Origin of the sequence: Paenibacillus protaetiae, assembly GCF_004135365.1 — a bacterium.
In the GTDB taxonomy this organism is placed as follows: Bacteria; Bacillota; Bacilli; order Paenibacillales; family Paenibacillaceae; genus Paenibacillus_AP; species Paenibacillus_AP protaetiae.
Genome location: NZ_CP035492.1, coordinates 3,274,951 through 3,294,752, shown reverse-complemented (window position 1 = coordinate 3,294,752; position 19,802 = coordinate 3,274,951). Strand labels below are relative to the sequence as shown.

Genomic DNA, 19,802 nt, shown 5'->3' with positions numbered 1-19,802 from the left:
TCCAATCATTCGTTTCCGAACACATCGGTGAATTGTTTCTTGTCGGCTTCGCGTGCGCTTGCCAGCGTAGCCAGATCCCCGGACAGCACATTAAATTCAGAGATGCTCTTCAATCCGGCAGGAGGAGTAACCCCTTCGCGAATTGGCGTGTATCCAATCTCGGCAGCCGTCTTCTGGCCATCCTCAGACAGGACAAAATCGACAAATGCTTGTGCAGCAGCGGCGTTGTCCGTGTCCTTCATGATTCCGATTGGTTCCGTAATGATTGGAACGCCTTCTTTCGGATAAACAAGATCAATATGGGAGCCATTCGCCTTCTCACGGGCTACCAGGTAATCAACGACCATGCCATAATTTTTTTCTCCGCTTGCGACTGCTTGAATAACAGCGCCATTTCCTTTAATGACAGACATACCGTTATCCTTCAAGCCTTTCAGGTAATCCCAGCCAAAGCCGTCCGTACGTGAAAAGACACCAATGTTATATGCAGCCGCGCCGGAATAAAGCGGGCTCGGCATAATCGCGCTGTTTTTGCTTGCTTCATCTTTAAGTACGTTCCAGGAGTCCGGCGCCGTCTTCACCTGATCGGTATTTATCGCAAGAACAGTAGCCATTACTTTCGTTCCGGTATACGTACCGTCCGGATCTTTCAGATCGTCTGGAATAGTGCTTGCTTCAGGAGACTTATAGGAAAGCAGCATATCTTCTTTCTTCAAGCCTTCAAAGGTAATCGAATCCGCCGCAAGCAGCACATCGGCTTGAACGGCGCCGGCTTGCTTCTCGGCCTCAATCTTGGCTACAACTTCCTCCGTACCTGAGCGGAAAGTTTCAACCTTAACATTCGGAAACTTCTTGTTGAAAGCTGCGATAAGCTTGGTTGCATCCTCTTCGGGTTCGGACGTGTAGAAGTCCAGCTTTCCGGAAACGGCCTTGTTGTCGGCTGCTTGAACTGCATTGGAAGAATCAGTTGCTTTGTCAGCTGTGTTGTTACCACCGTTATTTTGAGCGCCGCATCCGGTAAAGATCAGTGTTGCTGCTGCAAGTGTCAATACTGCCTTAGTTTTCATTATGGTTTCAATCTCCCTTGTACTCTATTTTTGTTTTAAATCAAATAACGGCTAAAGGCATACGCTACGCCATCTTCTTCATTGCTTGTTGTGACAACATTAGCCGCTTGCTTGACCCGATCGCTTGCATTGCCCATTGCGATGCCAAGTCCGGCCCATGCCAGCATTTCAATATCATTGTCATAATCGCCAATCGCTGCGACTTGAGCTTGCGGTATGGCGCAGCTCCGCGAAACTTGCTCCAAGGCTGACCGCTTGGATACGCCGCAAGCGTTCAGATCAAATCGGCGCCGGCCGGTTCTGGTAATCGTGAATATGCCCCATCCCGTATATTCACGGACCAAGTCGTTAATCAGCGCTTCATCCTCGCTAATGACGGTCGCTTTATACACCGGAGAATCACCGGAGAGTGCCAATGCCGCCAGATCGTCAGCAGCCTGCACCTGAATAAGGCGGGATTGCTCCTTGTAATTATCCTCCGTAAGCGGCTTGCCTGCCTCTACGACAACATTAGCGAGCGGCCAGCGGCTGTTCATCTCGTTGATCTCGTTAACATACAGCACATTACAGCCGTACAGGTGAATGTAAGCTCCTCTTCTCTCCGCATGCCGCACGAGCATGGCCGCATCCGCGGGCGGCATGGCTGTTCCGTCCAGCTGCTTGCCAGTCGCTGCATCCAGCGTAACAGCGCCATTCAGCGCAATTAACGGCGCATTCATGCCAAGCGCCTTCGCATGCAGCCATACCGATGCCGGAAAACGGCCGGAGGCAATGGTAAGAAGGCCTCCTTGATGCATGAACCTTTGAAGCGACTCACGCACCGTAGCTGTTATCCGCTTGTCCCGGTTCAGCAATGTTCCATCCATATCCAAAGCTACTAACTGAACCATTACATTCGCTTCCTTTATCTTCATTCGCACAGCCGGTTATGCGGTCTCCGAACCGGATGCTCATTCGCATGCCTGTCCGTTATACGGCGTATACGCAGGATGCATCCGGCAGCTCCACCGGTCCGCCAAACGCCTGACTGGCAGATTGCTGCATCCGTTCGAAATCGCCGTCTCCGGGCAGATGGACGAGAACAAGGCGTTTGACGTTAGCTTTACCGGCAATCATTCCAGCCTGCTGTGCCGACATATGGCCGTGTCCGGTCGTATGGACACTGCCATCGCATACGGTAGCTTCGCATAAGAACAGATCCGCATTAGCCGCAAAATCAATCAATTGCTCGCAATAGGAGGAATCCGCAGAATATACGACTGTTTTCCCCTGATACGTGATCCTGACCGCATAGCATGGAATCGTATGGGGAACGGGAATAAACTCAATCGTTGCGCCAGCCATCGTAACGGGCCCGCCGGGAGCGATGGTCCTGACCTCGGAATGCTCCCCGCGCAATGTATCGAATAGCTGTACCGGGTCAGACGGTGCATAGATGGAAAGCTTCCGTTTCATTTTGCCGACCCGAAGCGCGCCGACAGCTGCATATTGAAGAATGCCGACATCCGCTATATGATCATAGTGAAGATGAGACAAGATGACGCCGTCCAGCTGCTCCACCTTTGCATATCCGGCCAGCTTGCTCATTACTCCGCTCCCGCAGTCCAGCAAGATTCGCCCTTCCCCGGTTTCGATAAGAAACCCGGCTGTTGCACCGCCTGCCACCGGATAACCGCCCCAATATCCGAGTATGGTTACATTCATTGTTTTCACCTCACGTTCCTCATGATGATCTTCGTTACATTTGTTCATGTGCATTACAACTGTAAAATTTATATGTTTTGAGAAAGTAAGAATGGTGTAGCAATTTTGTAAATTGACTATAATTTATACATGCGGTTAGACAGCTGAGCTATAATTCTAATGGAGTTTTAATAGAGCGCTAGGTTAATTACAACTTAAGAATAAGGGTGGTCGCTTGAATAACGACAATGAATTAATGATTCAAATTTGCAAGCTTTATTACTATCAATCCTGGACGCAAGAGCAAATTGCTCAAAAAATAGGCGTGTCCCGGCCGATAATATCCAAGCTGCTGCAAAAGGCCCGGGAGAACGGGATTGTCGAAATCATCGTTCATGATCATTCACCGCAAGCGTTGGAATTGGAGCAAAAGCTTGAGCAGCATTACGGATTAAGACAGGTGCTGATCGTTCCTGCCAGTGATTTGAACCAGGAGCATGTGACAAGCGTTGTCGGGAAAGCGGCTGCGCGATTTATTCATAAATGGATTAAAAACGGGGATAAAATTGGTGTTTCCTGGGGAAATACACTTTATCATACGGTGAAAGAATTTCCGCTGGATAAAAAAGAAGATGTAAAAATCATTCCGCTAGTGGGCGGGTCCGGTCATGAGCGGATGGAGATACATGCCAATCATATCGCCTACGAACTGTCTAAGAAGCTTGGCGGCAGAAGCGAATCGCTGTATGCCCCTCTATTGTCGAATCCGAAGCGTTAAAGGAACAGCTCATACGGCTGCCGCATATTGAATCGGTCATGTCGGAAGGAGCGCAAATTAAACTAGCCATCGTAGGCATCGGCAATCCTTACCGGATGTCCACAATGGAACGGTTTGGCTATTTGGACGAGACATTGCTGCAACAGCTGAAACAGCTTGGGACAGCGGCGGATATCAACTCCCGGTTTATTGACCGGGAAGGACGAATTGTAAATCATCCTATTAACCGCAGAGTCATAGGGATGGAGCTGGAGCAGCTGAGGCAGGTAGAGCAAGTGGTTGGACTGGCTTTCGGCATGCATAAAATCGAAAGCATCCTGGCTGCTTTAAGAGGCGGCTGGATTCATATGCTTGTGACCGACGAGACAACTGCCGTTCAGCTGGTCGAGGAGACTGCGCTTCACAAGAAGCGGTAACGGTCTGTAATAGAAAGTTCTAGGGCCATCCTTTTCGGGATGGCCCTCCGTTTGACCGGATGCTTCGCTTCGTAATAGCTGCTCATCGAATTGGGTAAAGCATTGTTTCATTCGCCAGGAAATCGATATGCGTCTTCACTTCGCACCAATTCATGGCCCGGTATATGTAGTCATTTTTTAATAAACGATTATATGGCTGGTGAGGCGCTTATTAAATGAACCGAACCATTCCATTAGTCTAGTCCGCTTTGCTTTAAATCACAATCGTATTTATAAACGTTTCAATGATTTTTTGTTTTGTATCTTTTCGATAAATGCCCCCAATCGTAATATTGGAGTTAAAGGGAGGATTTGAAATAGGCAGCGCTTTAAACCGCCCCTGTTGAATAAATAAATCATCCTTCACCATAAAGCTGGACATAATAAGCGTCCCTTCATAGGGAATCAATCGGCAATGGAGATTGTTTGGTAATCTTTGAAGCAAATCATCTTCAACTGCAACGATTCCGATATCCATTTTATTTTTCGATACCGCTTCAATGGCACCTGATAGATCTATTTCTTGTATAGATACCTGGATCGAAGGATATGTACGGTTAAATCCCTGCTATCACTCATTTATCCATGAAACAAGTACCGCAGCAAGAGATTAGCCATCGCAGCGTTCATGACCTCTATTCTTGCCCCTGTCGATTCGGCAGGGCTTCTTTTTTATTCATACAATGATACGGAGCCATCCTGTCCGTCAGTTATAATTAGAAATTTCTATTAGATTCCTATCTGGATCTCTTACATAAACGGATGTTATCGATCCTAATGCTCCTGTTCTTATGACGGGACCTTCCTCAATTATTACGTGGCAATCTTCTAAATGACTTATTATATCAGGCATCTGAACGTCCGTTATAAAACATAAATCAGCAGTTCCGGGCATCGGCGTATTCGCTTTAGGTTCAAACTCTTTGCCTGCTTCATGCAGGTTTATTTTCTGTTGCCCAAAATGAAGCGCCTTTCGTCCTTCTTTAAACGTTACAATACGCATTCCCAACACTCGACAATAAAAGTCGCATGTTTTATCAATATCTGTGACCGTCAACACTAAATGATCCAACCGATTAATGTTCATTTTATTCAGCTCCTTTGGTTATGATTGTAAATCATCCATAAGTCTTGCCTATTCTGAGCTGGTTTCAAATCCATACGTACTATCATCATACCATGATTTTGGAAATAATTAGGCATTTCTTCATGCAAAAAATCCCCTAAAGCCTATCTCTAGAGGGATCAACCCTATGCATGGCATGCGACTCATATTGCTCCAAATTGGCAAAGGGGCTGCCCGCCGCCAGCTCTTTTGCTTCATTCATTCCAGATCTGGTTTGATGTAACTCGTAAAATTGCTTTAAACCTTCTTGATAACCGGTATCCAAATCTCGCTCCTATAATGAGGGGAAGATACATCCTTGCTTTCGTTCCATAATATTTCCGGCCCCACCCCCAACTCATAACTTGCGGAAGGGAACCATTCCGAATAGATGCGTCCCCAAACATTTTGCAGAGTATCGGGAAAAGGCCCTGCAGCTTCGAAAATAGCCCATGTTAGTGCAGGAACCTCTAGTATCGCAAATTTCCCGGTATTCTCCTCGGTTGTAGCCACGCCTATATAATGGTCAAGCTCCCCTTTCTCCTCCATTCGTCCTTCAGAGAAATTTGTCGATGCTGAAATCAAGCCAAGCGGCTCAACATTAGAGAGCTTTTTCAGCTGGGCGATGTCTTCGCTGCGTAACCCTTTCCACATGTCTGCAATTTCTTCGTTTACGCCATTAAATTGTATGGATACTCTCTTTTTAATACCTGCGATACGGAACGGTTCTTTCTGTACGATACGATAATTCATAACGTTTCCTCCCTGAATTGTTAGCTGGAAGGTCATTCGCGGATATGCTTTTAAAGATGCGGCATCGGATTTTACCGCTGAAGGCAGGATCCCGTGTAAACCTTGGAAGGCTCTAGAAAAAGCATCCGCCGAGCTGTAGCCATATTTCACAGCGACATCCATAACTCTCAAATCATTTGTTTGAAGCTCGAATGCCGCAAGCGTCAAGCGTCTCCGGCGAATGTACTCTGATAACGGAATGCCTGCGAGGAACGAGAACATTCTTGAAAAGTGATACTCCGAACAATGGGCCAGCTTAGCTGCTTCCTTCAGGTCTATCTCTTCTGTAAGATTTTCTTCTATAAAATGTAAGGCTCTGTTCAGACTAAAAAGCCAATCCATTCGAATAACCTCCCTTACATACAGAATAGCTGAACTCGAAAGTTCCCATCCGACATCCTGTGCACCGTTTTGTAGGTTACCTGAAACTTGCCGTTACCTCTTCTAACGATTACCTTGTCCTGTTTTCGATCCTTATTTTGCAAACCGTGTCGCTTGTCGTCTCAGTTGAAGTTTCATGCATCCCGGCTTGTAATAAGGCCTTTATCCTCAAAACGCGTGGACAGAACAACAAGCGTCGAGGAGAAGCCAAATGTGTTGCAGCTTTCAAGGAAGGCTTCCAAGGTTTCGCTTGTTTCGGTTACAACCTTCAATAAATAGGTAAACTCCCCGCTTGTTCTGGTACCGAACACAACGTTCGTCCGGCTGCCGCCCGTTCACCTCTCGAATATTGAGCATCAAACGAAATTCATGAGTGCCGTGTTAACATTTTTGCAGTCAAATTGAGCATAAACGGCCGCAGCCCAGAGGCTTGACTATTGCCTTATAGGTACGGGGCATTCCACTTTTGTCTACCCTATCGGTTCGTGGACCACAATGCCCGATCCTGACAGACCAGAAACGATTACTATTGGTGCAGATTTCATTCGATGGTTCGATCACCAAATATACATCAACCTTTAACACAAAAACCACTCTGATATGAACTGCACCCCCCATGTTAGATGGTGTCTAACTTTATGGGGTCAGTTCAATATGGAGTGGTTTTTTGCCTTGAAATTATACATTCATTTTCATTTTTCATCATATATAAACTCTAAATATCTATGATTCCACATATTCTCATAGAAGTGAATAGTCTCTTTGGCAGACATAAACGAATGGTTTAAGGTGGAGGTTGCATTTCTTACCATAAGGTTTTTGTAACCTAATCCATGTGCAAATTTAACCGTAGCATCCACACAGTATTCAGTCTGCGCGCCACAAAACTCTATGCTCTGTACATTTAATTGATCTAAAACTTCTTTTAAGTTTGTTTTGTAAAAAGAATTTGCATGTATTTTCTGTACCAAAAAATCCTGTGCTTGAACATCAAGCTTGGCATTAATAGCCCATTGTTCTTCGCCAGGTACTAATTCCTCGTCACAGTGTTGCACAAAAACAATTGGTTTATGCCGCTTTCTATACAATGAGATTCTATCATTTACTTTAGTAAGTAATTTTTCTAATTCAAACAAATGCTCATGGTTGTAACAAACCCCATTCTGTAAATCGATAATTATTAAAACATCCGCGCAAGCCTCCATAATTTCCCCCTCATCATTTATCACTTGAACAGATCTTACGGAAGCTTTAACCCGCTCCGTTTAACCCCGATCAGCATCGAAATCGAAATCAGAAGACTGATAGTAACCGGAACAAAAGAACCCTCAAGTCCGAAATTGCCGCCTGTGAGAAGTGCAGTACCGTGAACCTTGGCAGTAAACAGACCGGCAGCTTTCATTTTCATACCATTAGTATACAGCAAATCCGGAACCTTAAGGGAAATAAAAGGACTGGGGCTTTTTTGTCCGGATATTACAAGAAGCCCTAACCCGTCGATCCGGTAGTTAGAAGTGTATCGCATGGCTTATGCGATATTCAGATTTTCGGGAACCCTTCATAGACCATTGCCGTCGCCATTCCTCCTAGCGGAAGCGTCATATTATTACTAACATGATGTGGGAAATGACAGTGCAGCGGCCACCGGCCGGGATTATTTGCGATTAACTCAATATCTCTCGTCGTTCCTGACGAAACTAATATCGTACTCTTTTTAAGCTGATTCTCTCTCGCAATGGAATTGCCGTCAACTGCCGTTTCAAGGAATTGATGCCCATGGAGGTGAATGGGATGGTTGGCCATTCCGACGTTCCCGAATCTGATCCGAATACGATCACCCTCTGAGACCGGCAGTGGGGCTGTATACGGAAAGCACCTTCCGTTCATCGTGAAAAAATTCGCTGTTTCTGAAAAGGGATCGATATTATAAACGCCTCTTTCAAGGACACCAGCGGGAATATCCTTTAACTTAAAGGATCCCAGCATAATATAATAATCTCTTTGCACATCCTTTTCTGATTCCTGGGGATCAAGAATCATAAATCCGCCTTCCAGCCCCATCATGTCTTGAAAGACGGGGTAAAAATGCGAATGGTACATATGAGTTCCCGGAGGATTGTTAATCTTGAAGTGATAATCAAAGTACCCGCCCGGATCAATTCTTGGAGAAGGTTCTATATCCGGCACCCCGTCCATTACATTGGGTATATCTAATCCATGCCAGTGTACACTGGTTGGCTGAGGTAACTTATTAAACACTCTAATGCATACATAGTCGCCCGGGTACACGCAGATCGTTGGACCTGGAGAACTGCCATTATAACCCCAGGCATTCATATAAATGCCGGGAAGAATTTCGCTCTTTACGGGCTCTGCAACTAAGCTGAAATATTTGACTCCGTTCCTCTCTGCATAGGGCAAATTCGGTATATTGGGCGTGATAACCATAACGTCCATCTCCATATCATCTTTTTATCAATATATGGATTGATCGTTCGCAAAAGTCCTCAATTCGCACGTTCACACCTTGTGCTCTCATAAAATTAAATTTAACTACTCCATCCTACTTTTGTGAAATTTATGATTTTCATCATATTGATAAATAAAATTAATGTAAAAGGCATGATCAGGCTTATTATAGCTCTTCACGAGCTATCCTAACGAGAACCCTTCTTTAATAAATTTGACAAACAACTCTGTTGCAGGGGACAGATATCTTTCTTTCTTGAGATGTAAGCCCACTTCCCAGCACCATCCTTCATCTTCAATCGGGATCCACTTAAGGCCATCGATGTTTAAACCAGCCGTCTTCGGCAATACCGATATTCCAAGTCCCGCCGCTACAAAACCGGCCACTGTCTGAAGATCTTCTGCATCGTAGGTTGAAGCAAGAGTAAAATTCATATGGTGGACTCTAGTCAGCAGTGAATTTTTCAAGCTACAGTTATGCCTTAGTCCTACAAATGGCTCCCCTGTAATTTCTCCTAAACTAACCGAAGGTTTTTTCGCTAATCGATGGTCTGCAGAGACCACCAGATAGAGCGGAAGCGACAACATCGGCACCCATTCAAAAGTATCATTTACTGGCTTCTCAGACGTAATCATGAGATCCGATTGCCCTTCCTCAACCTGATTCAAAATGGTCCCCTTGTCGCCTTGTGACAATTCGAACGTAATTGCCGGGTTCAGTTTCTGATAATCTCGGATGAGATTAGGAATTAGATCAACGCCTAATATATTTAAATATGCGAGATGTATCACGCCAGAATCCGGATTGGAGTGCTCCTCGATTTCTTTTTTCCCACGCTGTACTTCCTGCAGTATCTTCTCCACATGTTTCGAGAACATTAATCCATAACGATTGATCTTCAGATTTCTTCCCTTGCGTTCGAATAGAGGGACCCCTAGTTCAGCTTCCAGCTTCGATATAGAATGACTTAGAGCGGGCTGAGTGATGGATAATGATTCAGCAGCTTTGGTCAAATGCTCCATTCTCGCAACTTTTAAAAAATATTCCAATTGAGTCAGTTCCATCTCATTACTCCCCTACCACTACTTTTGTTCATGAATTACGTTGTAATCATACAATCCGTTTGTAGTCCAAGCAAGGTCAGCAATTTTCGCGAAAAACATTTTCTGCGCATTCTCCCCAGCATAAGCAATATTTGATTCAATTAATTTTAATAATAAAAACAATCAAAAATATAAATTATATTTATGTTTTGTCTAAGAGTATACTTAACCCCGTAGAAATTATGCTCAACATAAACAAGGAGGACTTCTATATGAGCTATGCATCTTATGAAAAGGAATTTTATGGACAGCGGGCATTGATTACAGGAGGAACACAAGGTATGGGCCTTGCAATCGTGAAACGATTGGCAGGAGCCGGCGCGACTGTACTAACCACAGCTAGAAATAAACCGGCTAATTATAATATTCCTAATGTTCATTTTGTACAAGCAGACATTATGAAACCTGAAGGAACGCAAGCCATTGTAGATGCTGTAAAAGAAAAACTCGGCGGAATTGACATCTTAATTAATACTGTTGGCGGCTCAAGTTCCCCAGCTGGCGGCGCACTTGCATTAACCGAGGAGCATTGGCTTGAGGAATTAAATTTGAACCTTCTTGGTTCTGTCCGTTTGGATCGTAATTTGCTTCCGCTAATGCTTGAACAAGGCAGAGGCGTAATCATCCATATTAGTTCTATTCAAAGAGTTTTACCGTTGTATGAATCCACTTTGGCATACGCGGCTGCAAAAGCAGCTTTAACAACTTACAGCAAAGGACTATCTAACGAATTCGCTCCACAAGGAATTCGTGTAAATACAATCGCACCAGGGTTTATTCAAACTGAAGCGGCTAACCGTCTAATTGATCGTCTTGCTGTTACTGCGGGAAGTCGCGAAACTGCTTTGAAGCTGCTGATGGATTCCCTTGGAGGTATTCCATTTGGCCGCCCTGGAATGCCAGAAGAAGTTGCTGAACTCGCTGCATTTTTGGCCTCGGACCGCGCAGCCGCTATTCACGGCAGTGAGTATGTCATTGACGGGGGCACAGTCCCAACAGTTTAATTTTGCTCAAGGAGGTATAAAGTATGATTAAAATTCCAGAATCCGTGGCGATTTATTTTAACGCGGTGAATGACAACGATCCCGAAACTTTTCTAGCGGCATTCGATGAGCATGCATTTGTTGTCGATATGAAAAGAAAGTTCGTTGGGAAGAATGCAATTTCCAGCTGGAGCAAATCGGAAATATTCGAACCGAAGGTTCAATTTGCCATTATTGATGCCAGGGAGCAAGATGACAATTTTATTGTCACTGTATCTATAGATGGTGAATTTGATAAAACCAATCTGCCTGACCCTCTCCTAATGAATCATCGGTTCATGCATGCTAATGGAAAAATAAAGGAAATGTATATCTCTTTCACATAAAAAAGGGTTGATCAGAAAGCTTCTCGTATGGAAGATCGCTTCGTGAAGTTTGAAGTTCATCTTCATAAAATTATCTTTCTCTGGAGTTTTTAATGGTGTAGCAGTGATCTGGAATCATCCACTCCTTTTGTTTAATATTTCGCCGTTACTTGTGACGACAGCTTATTCATCTATAATCGCAGCGAAATCGTGCCCTTTAGGGAAGAACTCCCGCAAGGCCCATTTGCGTTCTTATTGGAATTAGCTAAGGCTGTATGTCTCATCAACCATCGTCCCCGAATGGGTAGATTTACGGATCAAAGGGGATAGCTCGCGTTATATTAATCCGATCATCTTTGCAGCAATGGATATTTCCCCCTCTTGTTATGAATAGAATAGCTAATATTCATCTGAAAAGTGGGAGGATAGTCCTTATGCAAAATGTGCACCATCCATTGGGTTTGGAAAGTCTCAAGCAGTTTCCTTGTTATTTCATTCCTAATGCAGGGCAAGTGATGGACCCCCGTGTTGGTTACTTTTCAAAGGGAGCTGCCTACGATGCATTCTTTAAAGCGACAGAAGCGAGCTTCACCTTTTTCAAAAGACAACCGAAGCCGGGCAGCATAACAGATCTGCTGCACGAGGATCAAGGTCTTCGTCTCGACTTTCGCTTCTTGAATGCGAGAACAGATGTCGAGCCGGAAGGAAAGTCCCAAGCCATCGGCAAGGTGAACTGGATGAAAGGCTCTCATCCGAACCAATGGCATACGGATATTCCGACCTATCATGAGATCTTCTATCGGGAGCTATGGCCGTGCATTGATCTCGTGTTCAGAAGTGAAGGAACAGCCATCAAGTACGAATATAGGGTTCGACCTAGCGGCGACTTACAATCCATCCAATTCACCTATGTGGGTGCCGACGGATTGTCGCTCGATCGTGAAGGGAACCTCGTGATTCAAACTCAGCTTGGAGAACTGCTCGATCCTTCCCCGGTCATCTATCAGGAGAAAGAAGGACGTAGGATGGCGATAGCCGGTTCATTCCAGCTTATATCCGATGAACAACAATCATTCCGTATTGGCTTTATCGTAAGCGAGCCGTATGATCCCGATTACACTCTGATTATCGATCCCGGAATAAGCTTCTCCACCTATCTAGGGGGAGCCTCCAATGATTTTGCTACCACCATTCAATTGGATTCCGATGGTAATCTATATATAGCGGGACAGACCTCTTCAGCTAACTTCCCGGTAACTCCAGGCGTCTTCCAGCAACTGCAGGGCGGGGGCGACGATGCATTTGTAACCAAGCTGAATCCGACCGGTTCCGCGCTGATTTATTCCACCTATTTGGGCGGATCTGGATCTGACTCAGCAAGCAAAATCGCGCTGGATGCGGCCAATAATGTCTACGTAATCGGAACGACGTTCTCGTCAAACTTTCCGGTTACGCCAGGTGCCATTCAACCCACTAAGCTGAGCCCGGCGGATACCACATTTGTAACCAAGCTTAATTCGACCGGCTCATCGCTTCTCTATTCCACCTATCTCGGCGGATCTGACTCGGATACGGGCTCCAGTATTGCAGTGGATAGCGCGGGCAACGCATACGTGGCAGGGTCTGCGCGATCTTCCAACTTCCCAGTAACTCCGGGCGCCTTTCAAGCGAATCTACGAGGGGAGGCCGATGCCTTCGTAGCGAAGCTGAATCCGGCTGGTACTGCACTCCTGTATTCCACTTATCTAGGCGGATCGGCTTTAGATGAATCAACCGGCTTGACGATAGATGCCTCCGGCCATGCATACGTCATCGGGGTCACGAGCGGCGCTCCCGACTTCCCGACAACGCCGGGCGCTTTTCAGACCGAACTGATAGGGTTTGGTAATGCCTTCATCTCGAAACTGAATCCCGAAGGTACCGGGCTTGTCTACTCCACCTTGCTTGGAGGATCTGGCATAGGCGATGTGGCATTTGATATTAAGGTAGATGCTGAGGGTAACGCTTATGTAACCGGTAATGCAAACAATTCCGCCGATTTCCCAACGACGCCGGGCGCCTTCCAAACCGAGTTGAAAGGGTTTCAGGATATATTCGTAACGAAGCTGAATTCGGCCGGTTCCGCGCTTGTTTATTCTACGCTTGTGGGAGGATTCGGCAACGATCAGGGCATATCCATCGCCATCGATACAGCGGGTAACGCCTACATCACCGGCGTCACCACTTCGGCTGATTTCCCGATTACGGCACAGGCCTTCCAGCCCGAATTGATCGGGACATCGAATGCCTATGTAACGAAGCTGAATCCGACCGGTTCCGCGCTTGTCTATTCGTCCTACTTAGGGGGATCCGGATCAACCAATCGCGGCGCCGGTATTGTGATCAATACCGTGGGGGAAGCCTATGTAACAGGATTTACCAATTCCGCCAACTTCCCGGTTACCGACGGCGCTTTTCAAACGGTGCTGAACGGCTCTATCGACGGCTTCGTAACCAAAATCGTTTTACTGGATAAAATGAGCCTGAGTAAAGTTCCAGATCGAACAGATGTCCTCACCGGCGAGAGTGTTACTTACTTCATCACCATTACGAATACGGGAGAAGTGCCCTTAACCAATATCCAGATTGCCGATCCCTTAATCGGGTTCACGGACATGATTCCCGCGTTGGCTGTCGGAGAAGCCATCACGGTTCAAGCCCCGTTCATCGTGCCTGCCGGTACGGTACCGAGACAAATTACGAATACCGTAACGGTCCTCTCCGATCAGATCCCCATCGGTCTAACAGCCTCCACCACGATTAACGTAGTAGCGATGCCTACGCTCATATTCCGTAAGTCGGTCGTTCCTACAGTCGCCGCACCAGGCAGCACCGTCGTCTTCGAGATCAATGCCAGCAATGTCGGGGACGTCGCCTTCACCAACCTCCTGCTAACGGATTCGCTGCTTGGCATCCATGAAACGATCGATCAGATCGAAGTCGGCGCTACCCTGTCGCTGAGCGTGCCTTACCAGGTTCCCTTAGACGCGCCAATCGGTTCCACTATTATCAACACGGCTGAAATTAGCGGCGATAACCTTCAGCTGATGCGAGCGACGACCATCCTGCAGGTACAAGACAGCCTGCACCTGGAGCTGGAAAAAACGTCGGATCGAACGACCGTTATTCCCGGAGGAACCGTTCGCTTCACCATTACGCTGAGAAACAGCGGTAACCTCCCTCTCACAAATATCGTCGTGACTGATTATTTGATTGGGCAAAACTTCACGGTTCCGAGACTAGACGCAGGACAAACAGAGACGATTCAAGTCCTCTTCCTCGTTCCGCTTGAGACGCCTCCTGGCATCTATTTGAATTCGGTTGACGCGGTATCCGATCAGACGCCAAGCGTGACTGCTTCTGTAGAAGTTGAAGTGCTTCCATCGCCCTTCATTGGCGTACTCAAAGTACCTAATACGACGGAGGCATCCGCCGGACAACTCGTGAATTATCGTATCACGATCGCGAATCCCGGCAATGTTGCGCTTACGGGGATTCGGGTGACAGATCCACTGCTGGGTATCGATACTGCCATTCCGGACCTTGCGATCGGTGCAGAACAGGAGCTGTCATTCCCGTTCAGCATACCGGCAGATGCCCTGGTTGGCGATGAGATCATTAATATTCTTACCGTCATCTCGAATGAAACTGGACCGGTACAAGTATTATCGACAATCAAGGTCATTGCCCGAGGTCTCTCCTTGACCAAAACAGCGGATGCGGCAGTGGCCGCTCCGGGCTCAACGATCAACTACACGATGACCGTTACGAACCTGCTTAACTCGCCGCAGACGAATGTTACGCTTAGCGATCCCTTGCTTGGCATCCATGAGATTGTGCCTATCCTACCGGCTGCGGGAACATTCGTTACAACCGCTTCGATGACAGTGCCTGTTGATTCCGCGGACGGCAGCTTGATCAGGAATACGTTCTCGGCAAGCTCAGACCAGACGCCGCTTCAGCGCATCGCTGCGGATGTCGTAGTCGTTGCGGCACCCGGACAATCCACGTCCTTGTCTCTCCGTAAGCTACCCGATCGCACTCTGGCAGCCCTCGGGGAGACAATCACCTACACTGTAGAGGTTTCCAATACCGGGAATCATCCGGCCAGTCGCATCCGGCTTTTGGATTCGATGACCGGGACACAGAAGTTCATCCCTGCGCTTGCGCCCGGGCAGACGCAACGAGTTCAGTTCTTGTTTACTATTCCGATCGATGCAAAGCTGGGGACGTTGTTCCTTAACCGAGTTACTGCACAATGGCCAGAACGTCCCGAAGGCATGATTGCCCAGAGTGATGCACGGGTCTTGGCCGGCCTGCCCCGCTTTCTGCTCCAGTTGACGAATGTTGTCAATCGTCCCTTGGCAGCTCCCGGCGAGATGGTATTCTTTACTATTACGGTTACGAACAACTCCCCACTGACTTTGACCGATGTGCACGTGGTCCACCCGCTGACTCGATTCCATACGGCAATACCCTCGATGGCGCCCGGAGGAAACCAATCATTCGTGCGGCCGTTCACGATTCCAACGGATGCTGTCGGCGCTACCGAAATTAATGGCACCGCCTACGCTTTCTCTGACCAAACGCCATTACAGCAGGCGCAGGCACTTGTCACGGTTACATCACTTCCTAACCTATCATTGACTAAGACCGTGGATCGGGCAGAGGGCTCCTCGGGGGATACCGTGTTCTTCACCGTTCGCTTCCGAAATACCGGCAACATCGTGCTGAACCATCTGAACTTTAACGATTCGTTGATCCACTTACAAACAAGGATGGAGTCTTTCCCAATCGGTGCGGATCAATCCATTCGGATTCCGTTTCTCCTCCCCGATGTCTCGGAAGACACAATCATCGTCAATCGGGTGTTTGTTTCCTCCGATAATGGACCAACCCTACATGCAGAAGCTTCCGTGAATGTAATCGTGGATGAAGAATGAAATAGGGTAAAAAAGAAGAAAAAAGGAGGGGCTGAATGATAAGCCCCTCTGCGGCAAACTGACGGCAGTGCATTTCCGGAGCGATAAGTTGAAGGACAGAGAGCGCGTCGGCTGCATTCCGATCGAGGGAAAACGACAGAAATTTTTCGGACTCTTCGAGGAAGAACTCGTCTACCTCGAGACATTGGGCTTCTAGCCAACTGGCAAGCAACTTTGGAGGTTTTAGTCTTTTTCATAATAACTGTGAACACTTTGCCTATTGGGCAGCTACAGGTAGGAGACTGTCGAGACAAGCGCTTTTGGCTTCTCCTTACAATCCAGAGTTTTCAAGACTTTGTATCAAATCAGATTGATCGATTAGCTGCGGGATCGATAAAGTGTTTGATCCATTAAAAGATAAACACAGCTTGTTAATGAAAAAGACTGCTTCATTCTGAAACTGGAAGCCTGCGAGCTTGCGGAAAATGCGCTATTCGACATAATATACACGAGCGAACAGGAACCTGACTCCCGCAATTGTGAAGGAAATCCTTATGGCTGTTTACGCCATCGATCTACGGTTACAAGCTGAACTTTTGGAGTTACGGCTGGAGAAGAAGCGCCTTGCGCGCAAAATCAAACCCCTACCGCCTTCCTCGAACAAGCAGAGAAACGAGAGCGAGTAGAAATCACGGACTATCACGATTACTGCATAGAGGAAGTCAAACTACGCGAAGCCGCAAGGGAGAACGTCATAACGGCTGTCTCCTGGAGTTCGTTCCAGAGGAGCAGCATGCGGCTGTAATGGAGCGCATGGAAACGGTGACGCGGGAGTATTACGAATCCATTGGCTTGGGTGAAGCCTATTCGCAACAAGTAGTAAGAGAGACAAAGGAAGATCATGCGTAACGAAAGGAGAACGCCTGTGATGGTCGTTCTCCTTTGGTTTGGCTTGCTTATCTTGGTGGAGCGCGTGTATTCTCCTAGCCAAAGTGTATGCGGAATCGAGATAACGTTGCGCGAATGAAGTGCTGGACGGGTCTGTCAATAATTTCGTGTAAACTCTTTTGTAAGAATCCTCCCCCGAGGGGGAGCGGCCGCCTAGCGAAGATGCTGCCCGACCCGGTCCGGAAAAAAGACGGAGAGCTGGAGGAGCATCTGCCCCCAGTTCTGAACGCGGCCGGTCCATTTACGGATCACGTCCATTGTTGAGAGATAAAGCATTTTGAGCAGCGCCTCATCGGAGGGAAAAATGCTCTTACCTTTGGTCACCTTGCGCAACTGTCGATGGTAGCTCTCGATGATGTTCGTGGTGTAGATCAGTTTGCGGATTTCCGGCGGGTACTTGAAAAAGGTGGCGAGTTCCGACCAGTTCGTGCGCCAGGAACGCACGATGAGCGGGTACTTCGTGCCCCAGATTTCCTCAAAGCGATCGAGTTCCACTAACGCAGCTTCCTCTGTGGCGGCCTTGTAGATCGGCTTCAGATCCGCCGTGACTTTCTTGAGATCCTTGTAGGATACGTAGCGCGTGGAATTCCGGATTTGATGAATGATGCACTTCTGGATTTCCGTCTGAGGGTAACAGGCCGTAATCGCTTGGGTGAAGCCGGTCAGGTTGTCCACACAGGTGATCAGGATATCCTGAACGCCGCGGTTCTTCAACTCATTTAAGACGCTGAGCCAGAACTTCGCGGACTCGTTCTCGCCGATCCACATGCCCAGCACATCCTTGTTCCCGTCCAGATCAATGCCGATGACCATGTAAGCCGCTTTATTCACAATGGCGCCGTCTTGCTTCACTTTAAAATGGATGGCATCCAGGAACACGACGGCGTATACGCTCTGCAGCGGGCGATTCTGCCACTCTTTGATGAGCGGCACGATCTTGTTCGTGACATTGGAGATGAGCGTTGGCGACACCTCAATGCCGTACAACTGCTGCAGATGATCCTGAATCTCGCGTGTGCTGACGCCTTTGGCATAGAGGGCGACGATCTGATCTTCGATGCCCGTGACGTTCGATTGATGCTTTTTCACAACCAGCGGCTCAAAGGCGCCTTCGCGGTCCCGAGGAACAGCGATCTCCTGCTCGCCATATTCGCTGGTGACCGTTTTTCGGCTTTTGCCGTTGCGGCTGTTCGTCGTCTGTTTGCTTTTTGCGTCATGCTTTTCGTAGCCCAGATGCGTGTCCATTTCGGCTTCCAGCATTTCCTGCAGCGTCTCGGCAAACAGATCCTTCAGCGCGTTCTGGGCATCCTGTGCCGTCACCAATTGGTTTTCCTTAATAAACGCGCGCAGCTGTTCTTTCGTCCATAATCCCATGTGTGCTCCCCAACCTTTCTTCTGCTTTCATTGTAATCGGTTTTTGGGAGTTTACACATTTTATTTTACAGACTCGTTCTTAGAGACTATCGTATCTACCTGCTTAAACTTTAGCCTTGAAATTTCCTTTAGAATCCCTTGTTGAAATTCTTTTAGGACTTCCTTCAGTTCATTATCGTTTTCGATCCTTTTTAGATAATCGTACTGCTTCAACAAATCGGTAGGCAGGAAAACAACAGATTTAGATACCTTTTCGATTACACTAAACAAATCTGACTTATCTTGAATGTATTTATAAATTTCTAAATCTAATTCAGAGTAACTATCTAGTGCCTTATCAAGTCGCTGTTGATCTGACTTATTATTCTCTATATAACTGGCTCGCAGTTCCTTATACATCCAGGCGACAAGAATCAAAAAGACCACCGCCAAAATGGCTTCAGTAGTATTGGGAAATGAGCCCTTTATAAATTCAATTATGTAATCCACCCGAAGTTTTTCCTCCTATTGTCATCCGTAATATTTGAGGATCCGTGAGCAGTAGGTGCCTTATTCTACTTTTTATGCGGGATGGGAATCTGGGGCTCTGATGAGACGGGCTGTCCACATTTTAAAGTTCACTTTCTTCATTACTGATTACATCTTGATTTAACTTCAATTGAGCTTTCTCTATTTTTGCTGGTAACGAATAAACATAGTCTAATATAACTTCAGTAAACTCAATCATTAATTTCACAGTCTCACTTGAAAACTCTTTATCGTCTGCGTGAGCTGCGGAATTTCCCTCTTTTCTTAATATGTATGAAATCCCCTCCATAATCGGAGGTAGAATGTTTTCTGATTGAAGATCTTTTAATTTAGAAAATAAGTCCTTCCCCTTTGCATTTTTATGTTTACACATCTTCTCTAAAGTTCTCCGTAAAGCCATAATGCAAACTGCACCATCCAGATTCCTTACTTTTAGCGCAGCCTCAAATGCATCTCGCACAGGTGATGGAAGATGTTTATTTTCACTGAATCCTAAAGGGAATATGGTATCGGTATACTTAATAGGATTTCCATTCGGCTCAGTCTCTTCGCTAAAAGAAGTAGTTCTTTGAATAGTTACTTCAGTACAAACTGGACATAAATACATCTCCCACTGTTTAAAAAAAGATGTTATATACGCTGGACTATAATAATTAACCGAGTAATCCCAAATCTCTTCATGCTCCATTAAGTCATGATTTGCTACGACTTTCATTGATGTCTTATTACCGCAATGGAGGCAAATAATCACTTTTTCCTTCATCTATTATCGTCCTTTACTGAGATTTCTGATAATATTCTATATGCTC

Annotated in this window: 17 protein-coding genes and 1 pseudogene; 5 read left to right on the top strand and 13 right to left on the bottom strand. The window is 46.5% G+C overall.

Translation table 11 applies throughout. From position 1 onward, the window contains the following. Nucleotides 1–5: 5 nt before the first annotated feature. From ET464_RS15295 to ET464_RS15285, 3 genes are all read right to left on the bottom strand, one after another. A complete protein-coding gene (locus ET464_RS15295) occupies nucleotides 6–1,067 on the bottom strand; it encodes an ABC transporter substrate-binding protein (protein ID WP_129442299.1) in 1,062 nt (353 codons plus the stop codon). A gap of 35 nt (nucleotides 1,068–1,102) precedes the next feature. After that, nucleotides 1,103–1,957: a Cof-type HAD-IIB family hydrolase gene (locus ET464_RS15290; protein WP_165280016.1), complete on the bottom strand. Its 855-nt coding sequence runs from the start codon at nucleotides 1,955–1,957 to the stop codon at nucleotides 1,103–1,105. A 79-nt stretch (nucleotides 1,958–2,036) separates the two neighbouring features. Further along, complete coding sequence (locus ET464_RS15285) at nucleotides 2,037–2,771, bottom strand: MBL fold metallo-hydrolase (protein ID WP_129444452.1); 735 nt, start codon at nucleotides 2,769–2,771, stop codon at nucleotides 2,037–2,039. Nucleotides 2,772–3,006: 235 nt separating this feature from the next. Between ET464_RS15285 and ET464_RS20915 the strand changes: the two are divergent. Next, nucleotides 3,007–3,944 (top strand): annotated as a pseudogene (locus tag ET464_RS20915) (sugar-binding transcriptional regulator). A 253-nt stretch (nucleotides 3,945–4,197) separates the two neighbouring features. Here ET464_RS20915 and ET464_RS15275 read toward each other — a convergent pair. The 7 genes from ET464_RS15275 to ET464_RS15240 all read right to left on the bottom strand — a co-directional run bounded on the left by ET464_RS15275 (nucleotide 4,198) and on the right by ET464_RS15240 (nucleotide 9,795). Then, nucleotides 4,198–4,461, bottom strand: a complete 264-nt coding sequence (locus ET464_RS15275; RefSeq protein ID WP_129442295.1) for a hypothetical protein — start codon at nucleotides 4,459–4,461, stop codon at nucleotides 4,198–4,200. Nucleotides 4,462–4,689: 228 nt separating this feature from the next. After that, on the bottom strand, nucleotides 4,690–5,070 hold the full coding sequence (locus ET464_RS15270; protein ID WP_129442293.1) for a VOC family protein: 381 nt from the start codon (nucleotides 5,068–5,070) through the stop codon (nucleotides 4,690–4,692). A gap of 276 nt (nucleotides 5,071–5,346) precedes the next feature. Beyond that, nucleotides 5,347–6,222 (bottom strand): AraC family transcriptional regulator, encoded by an 876-nt coding sequence (locus ET464_RS15265; RefSeq protein ID WP_129442291.1) that lies wholly within the window; start codon nucleotides 6,220–6,222, stop codon nucleotides 5,347–5,349. Between the two features lie 173 nt (nucleotides 6,223–6,395). After that, nucleotides 6,396–6,572 (bottom strand): Lrp/AsnC ligand binding domain-containing protein, encoded by a 177-nt coding sequence (locus tag ET464_RS15260; protein ID WP_244226556.1) that lies wholly within the window; start codon nucleotides 6,570–6,572, stop codon nucleotides 6,396–6,398. A 381-nt stretch (nucleotides 6,573–6,953) separates the two neighbouring features. Continuing rightward, the gene (locus tag ET464_RS15255; protein ID WP_129444450.1) at nucleotides 6,954–7,466 is read right to left on the bottom strand and encodes a cysteine hydrolase family protein; all 513 of its coding nucleotides are present in this window, start codon (nucleotides 7,464–7,466) and stop codon (nucleotides 6,954–6,956) included. A gap of 334 nt (nucleotides 7,467–7,800) precedes the next feature. After that, nucleotides 7,801–8,718, bottom strand: coding sequence for a multicopper oxidase family protein (locus tag ET464_RS15245; RefSeq protein WP_341869699.1), 918 nt, complete (start codon nucleotides 8,716–8,718; stop codon nucleotides 7,801–7,803). 195 nt (nucleotides 8,719–8,913) lie between these two features. Then, complete coding sequence (locus ET464_RS15240; protein WP_129442289.1) at nucleotides 8,914–9,795, bottom strand: LysR family transcriptional regulator; 882 nt, start codon at nucleotides 9,793–9,795, stop codon at nucleotides 8,914–8,916. A gap of 251 nt (nucleotides 9,796–10,046) precedes the next feature. Here ET464_RS15240 and ET464_RS15235 point away from each other — a divergent pair, with 251 nt between their 5' ends. From ET464_RS15235 to ET464_RS20910, 4 genes are all read left to right on the top strand, one after another. Further along, nucleotides 10,047–10,838 (top strand): SDR family oxidoreductase, encoded by a 792-nt coding sequence (locus tag ET464_RS15235; RefSeq protein ID WP_129444446.1) that lies wholly within the window; start codon nucleotides 10,047–10,049, stop codon nucleotides 10,836–10,838. 23 nt (nucleotides 10,839–10,861) lie between these two features. Further along, the gene (locus ET464_RS15230) at nucleotides 10,862–11,203 is read left to right on the top strand and encodes a nuclear transport factor 2 family protein (protein ID WP_129442287.1); all 342 of its coding nucleotides are present in this window, start codon (nucleotides 10,862–10,864) and stop codon (nucleotides 11,201–11,203) included. 413 nt (nucleotides 11,204–11,616) lie between these two features. Then, nucleotides 11,617–16,164, top strand: a complete 4,548-nt coding sequence (locus tag ET464_RS15225) for a DUF7507 domain-containing protein (RefSeq protein WP_165280015.1) — start codon at nucleotides 11,617–11,619, stop codon at nucleotides 16,162–16,164. Between the two features lie 200 nt (nucleotides 16,165–16,364). Further along, complete coding sequence (locus ET464_RS20910) at nucleotides 16,365–16,517, top strand: C40 family peptidase (RefSeq protein WP_129444444.1); 153 nt, start codon at nucleotides 16,365–16,367, stop codon at nucleotides 16,515–16,517. Nucleotides 16,518–17,244: 727 nt separating this feature from the next. Here ET464_RS20910 and ET464_RS15215 read toward each other — a convergent pair. The 3 genes from ET464_RS15215 to ET464_RS15205 form a co-directional block, all read right to left on the bottom strand. Further along, the gene (locus ET464_RS15215) at nucleotides 17,245–18,465 is read right to left on the bottom strand and encodes an IS256 family transposase (protein ID WP_129437612.1); all 1,221 of its coding nucleotides are present in this window, start codon (nucleotides 18,463–18,465) and stop codon (nucleotides 17,245–17,247) included. 60 nt (nucleotides 18,466–18,525) lie between these two features. Then, entirely contained in the window at nucleotides 18,526–18,954 is a 429-nt protein-coding gene (locus ET464_RS15210) for a hypothetical protein (RefSeq protein ID WP_129442283.1), read from the bottom strand. 121 nt (nucleotides 18,955–19,075) lie between these two features. Further along, entirely contained in the window at nucleotides 19,076–19,756 is a 681-nt protein-coding gene (locus tag ET464_RS15205; RefSeq protein ID WP_129442281.1) for a DUF4145 domain-containing protein, read from the bottom strand. Nucleotides 19,757–19,802: the final 46 nt, after the last annotated feature.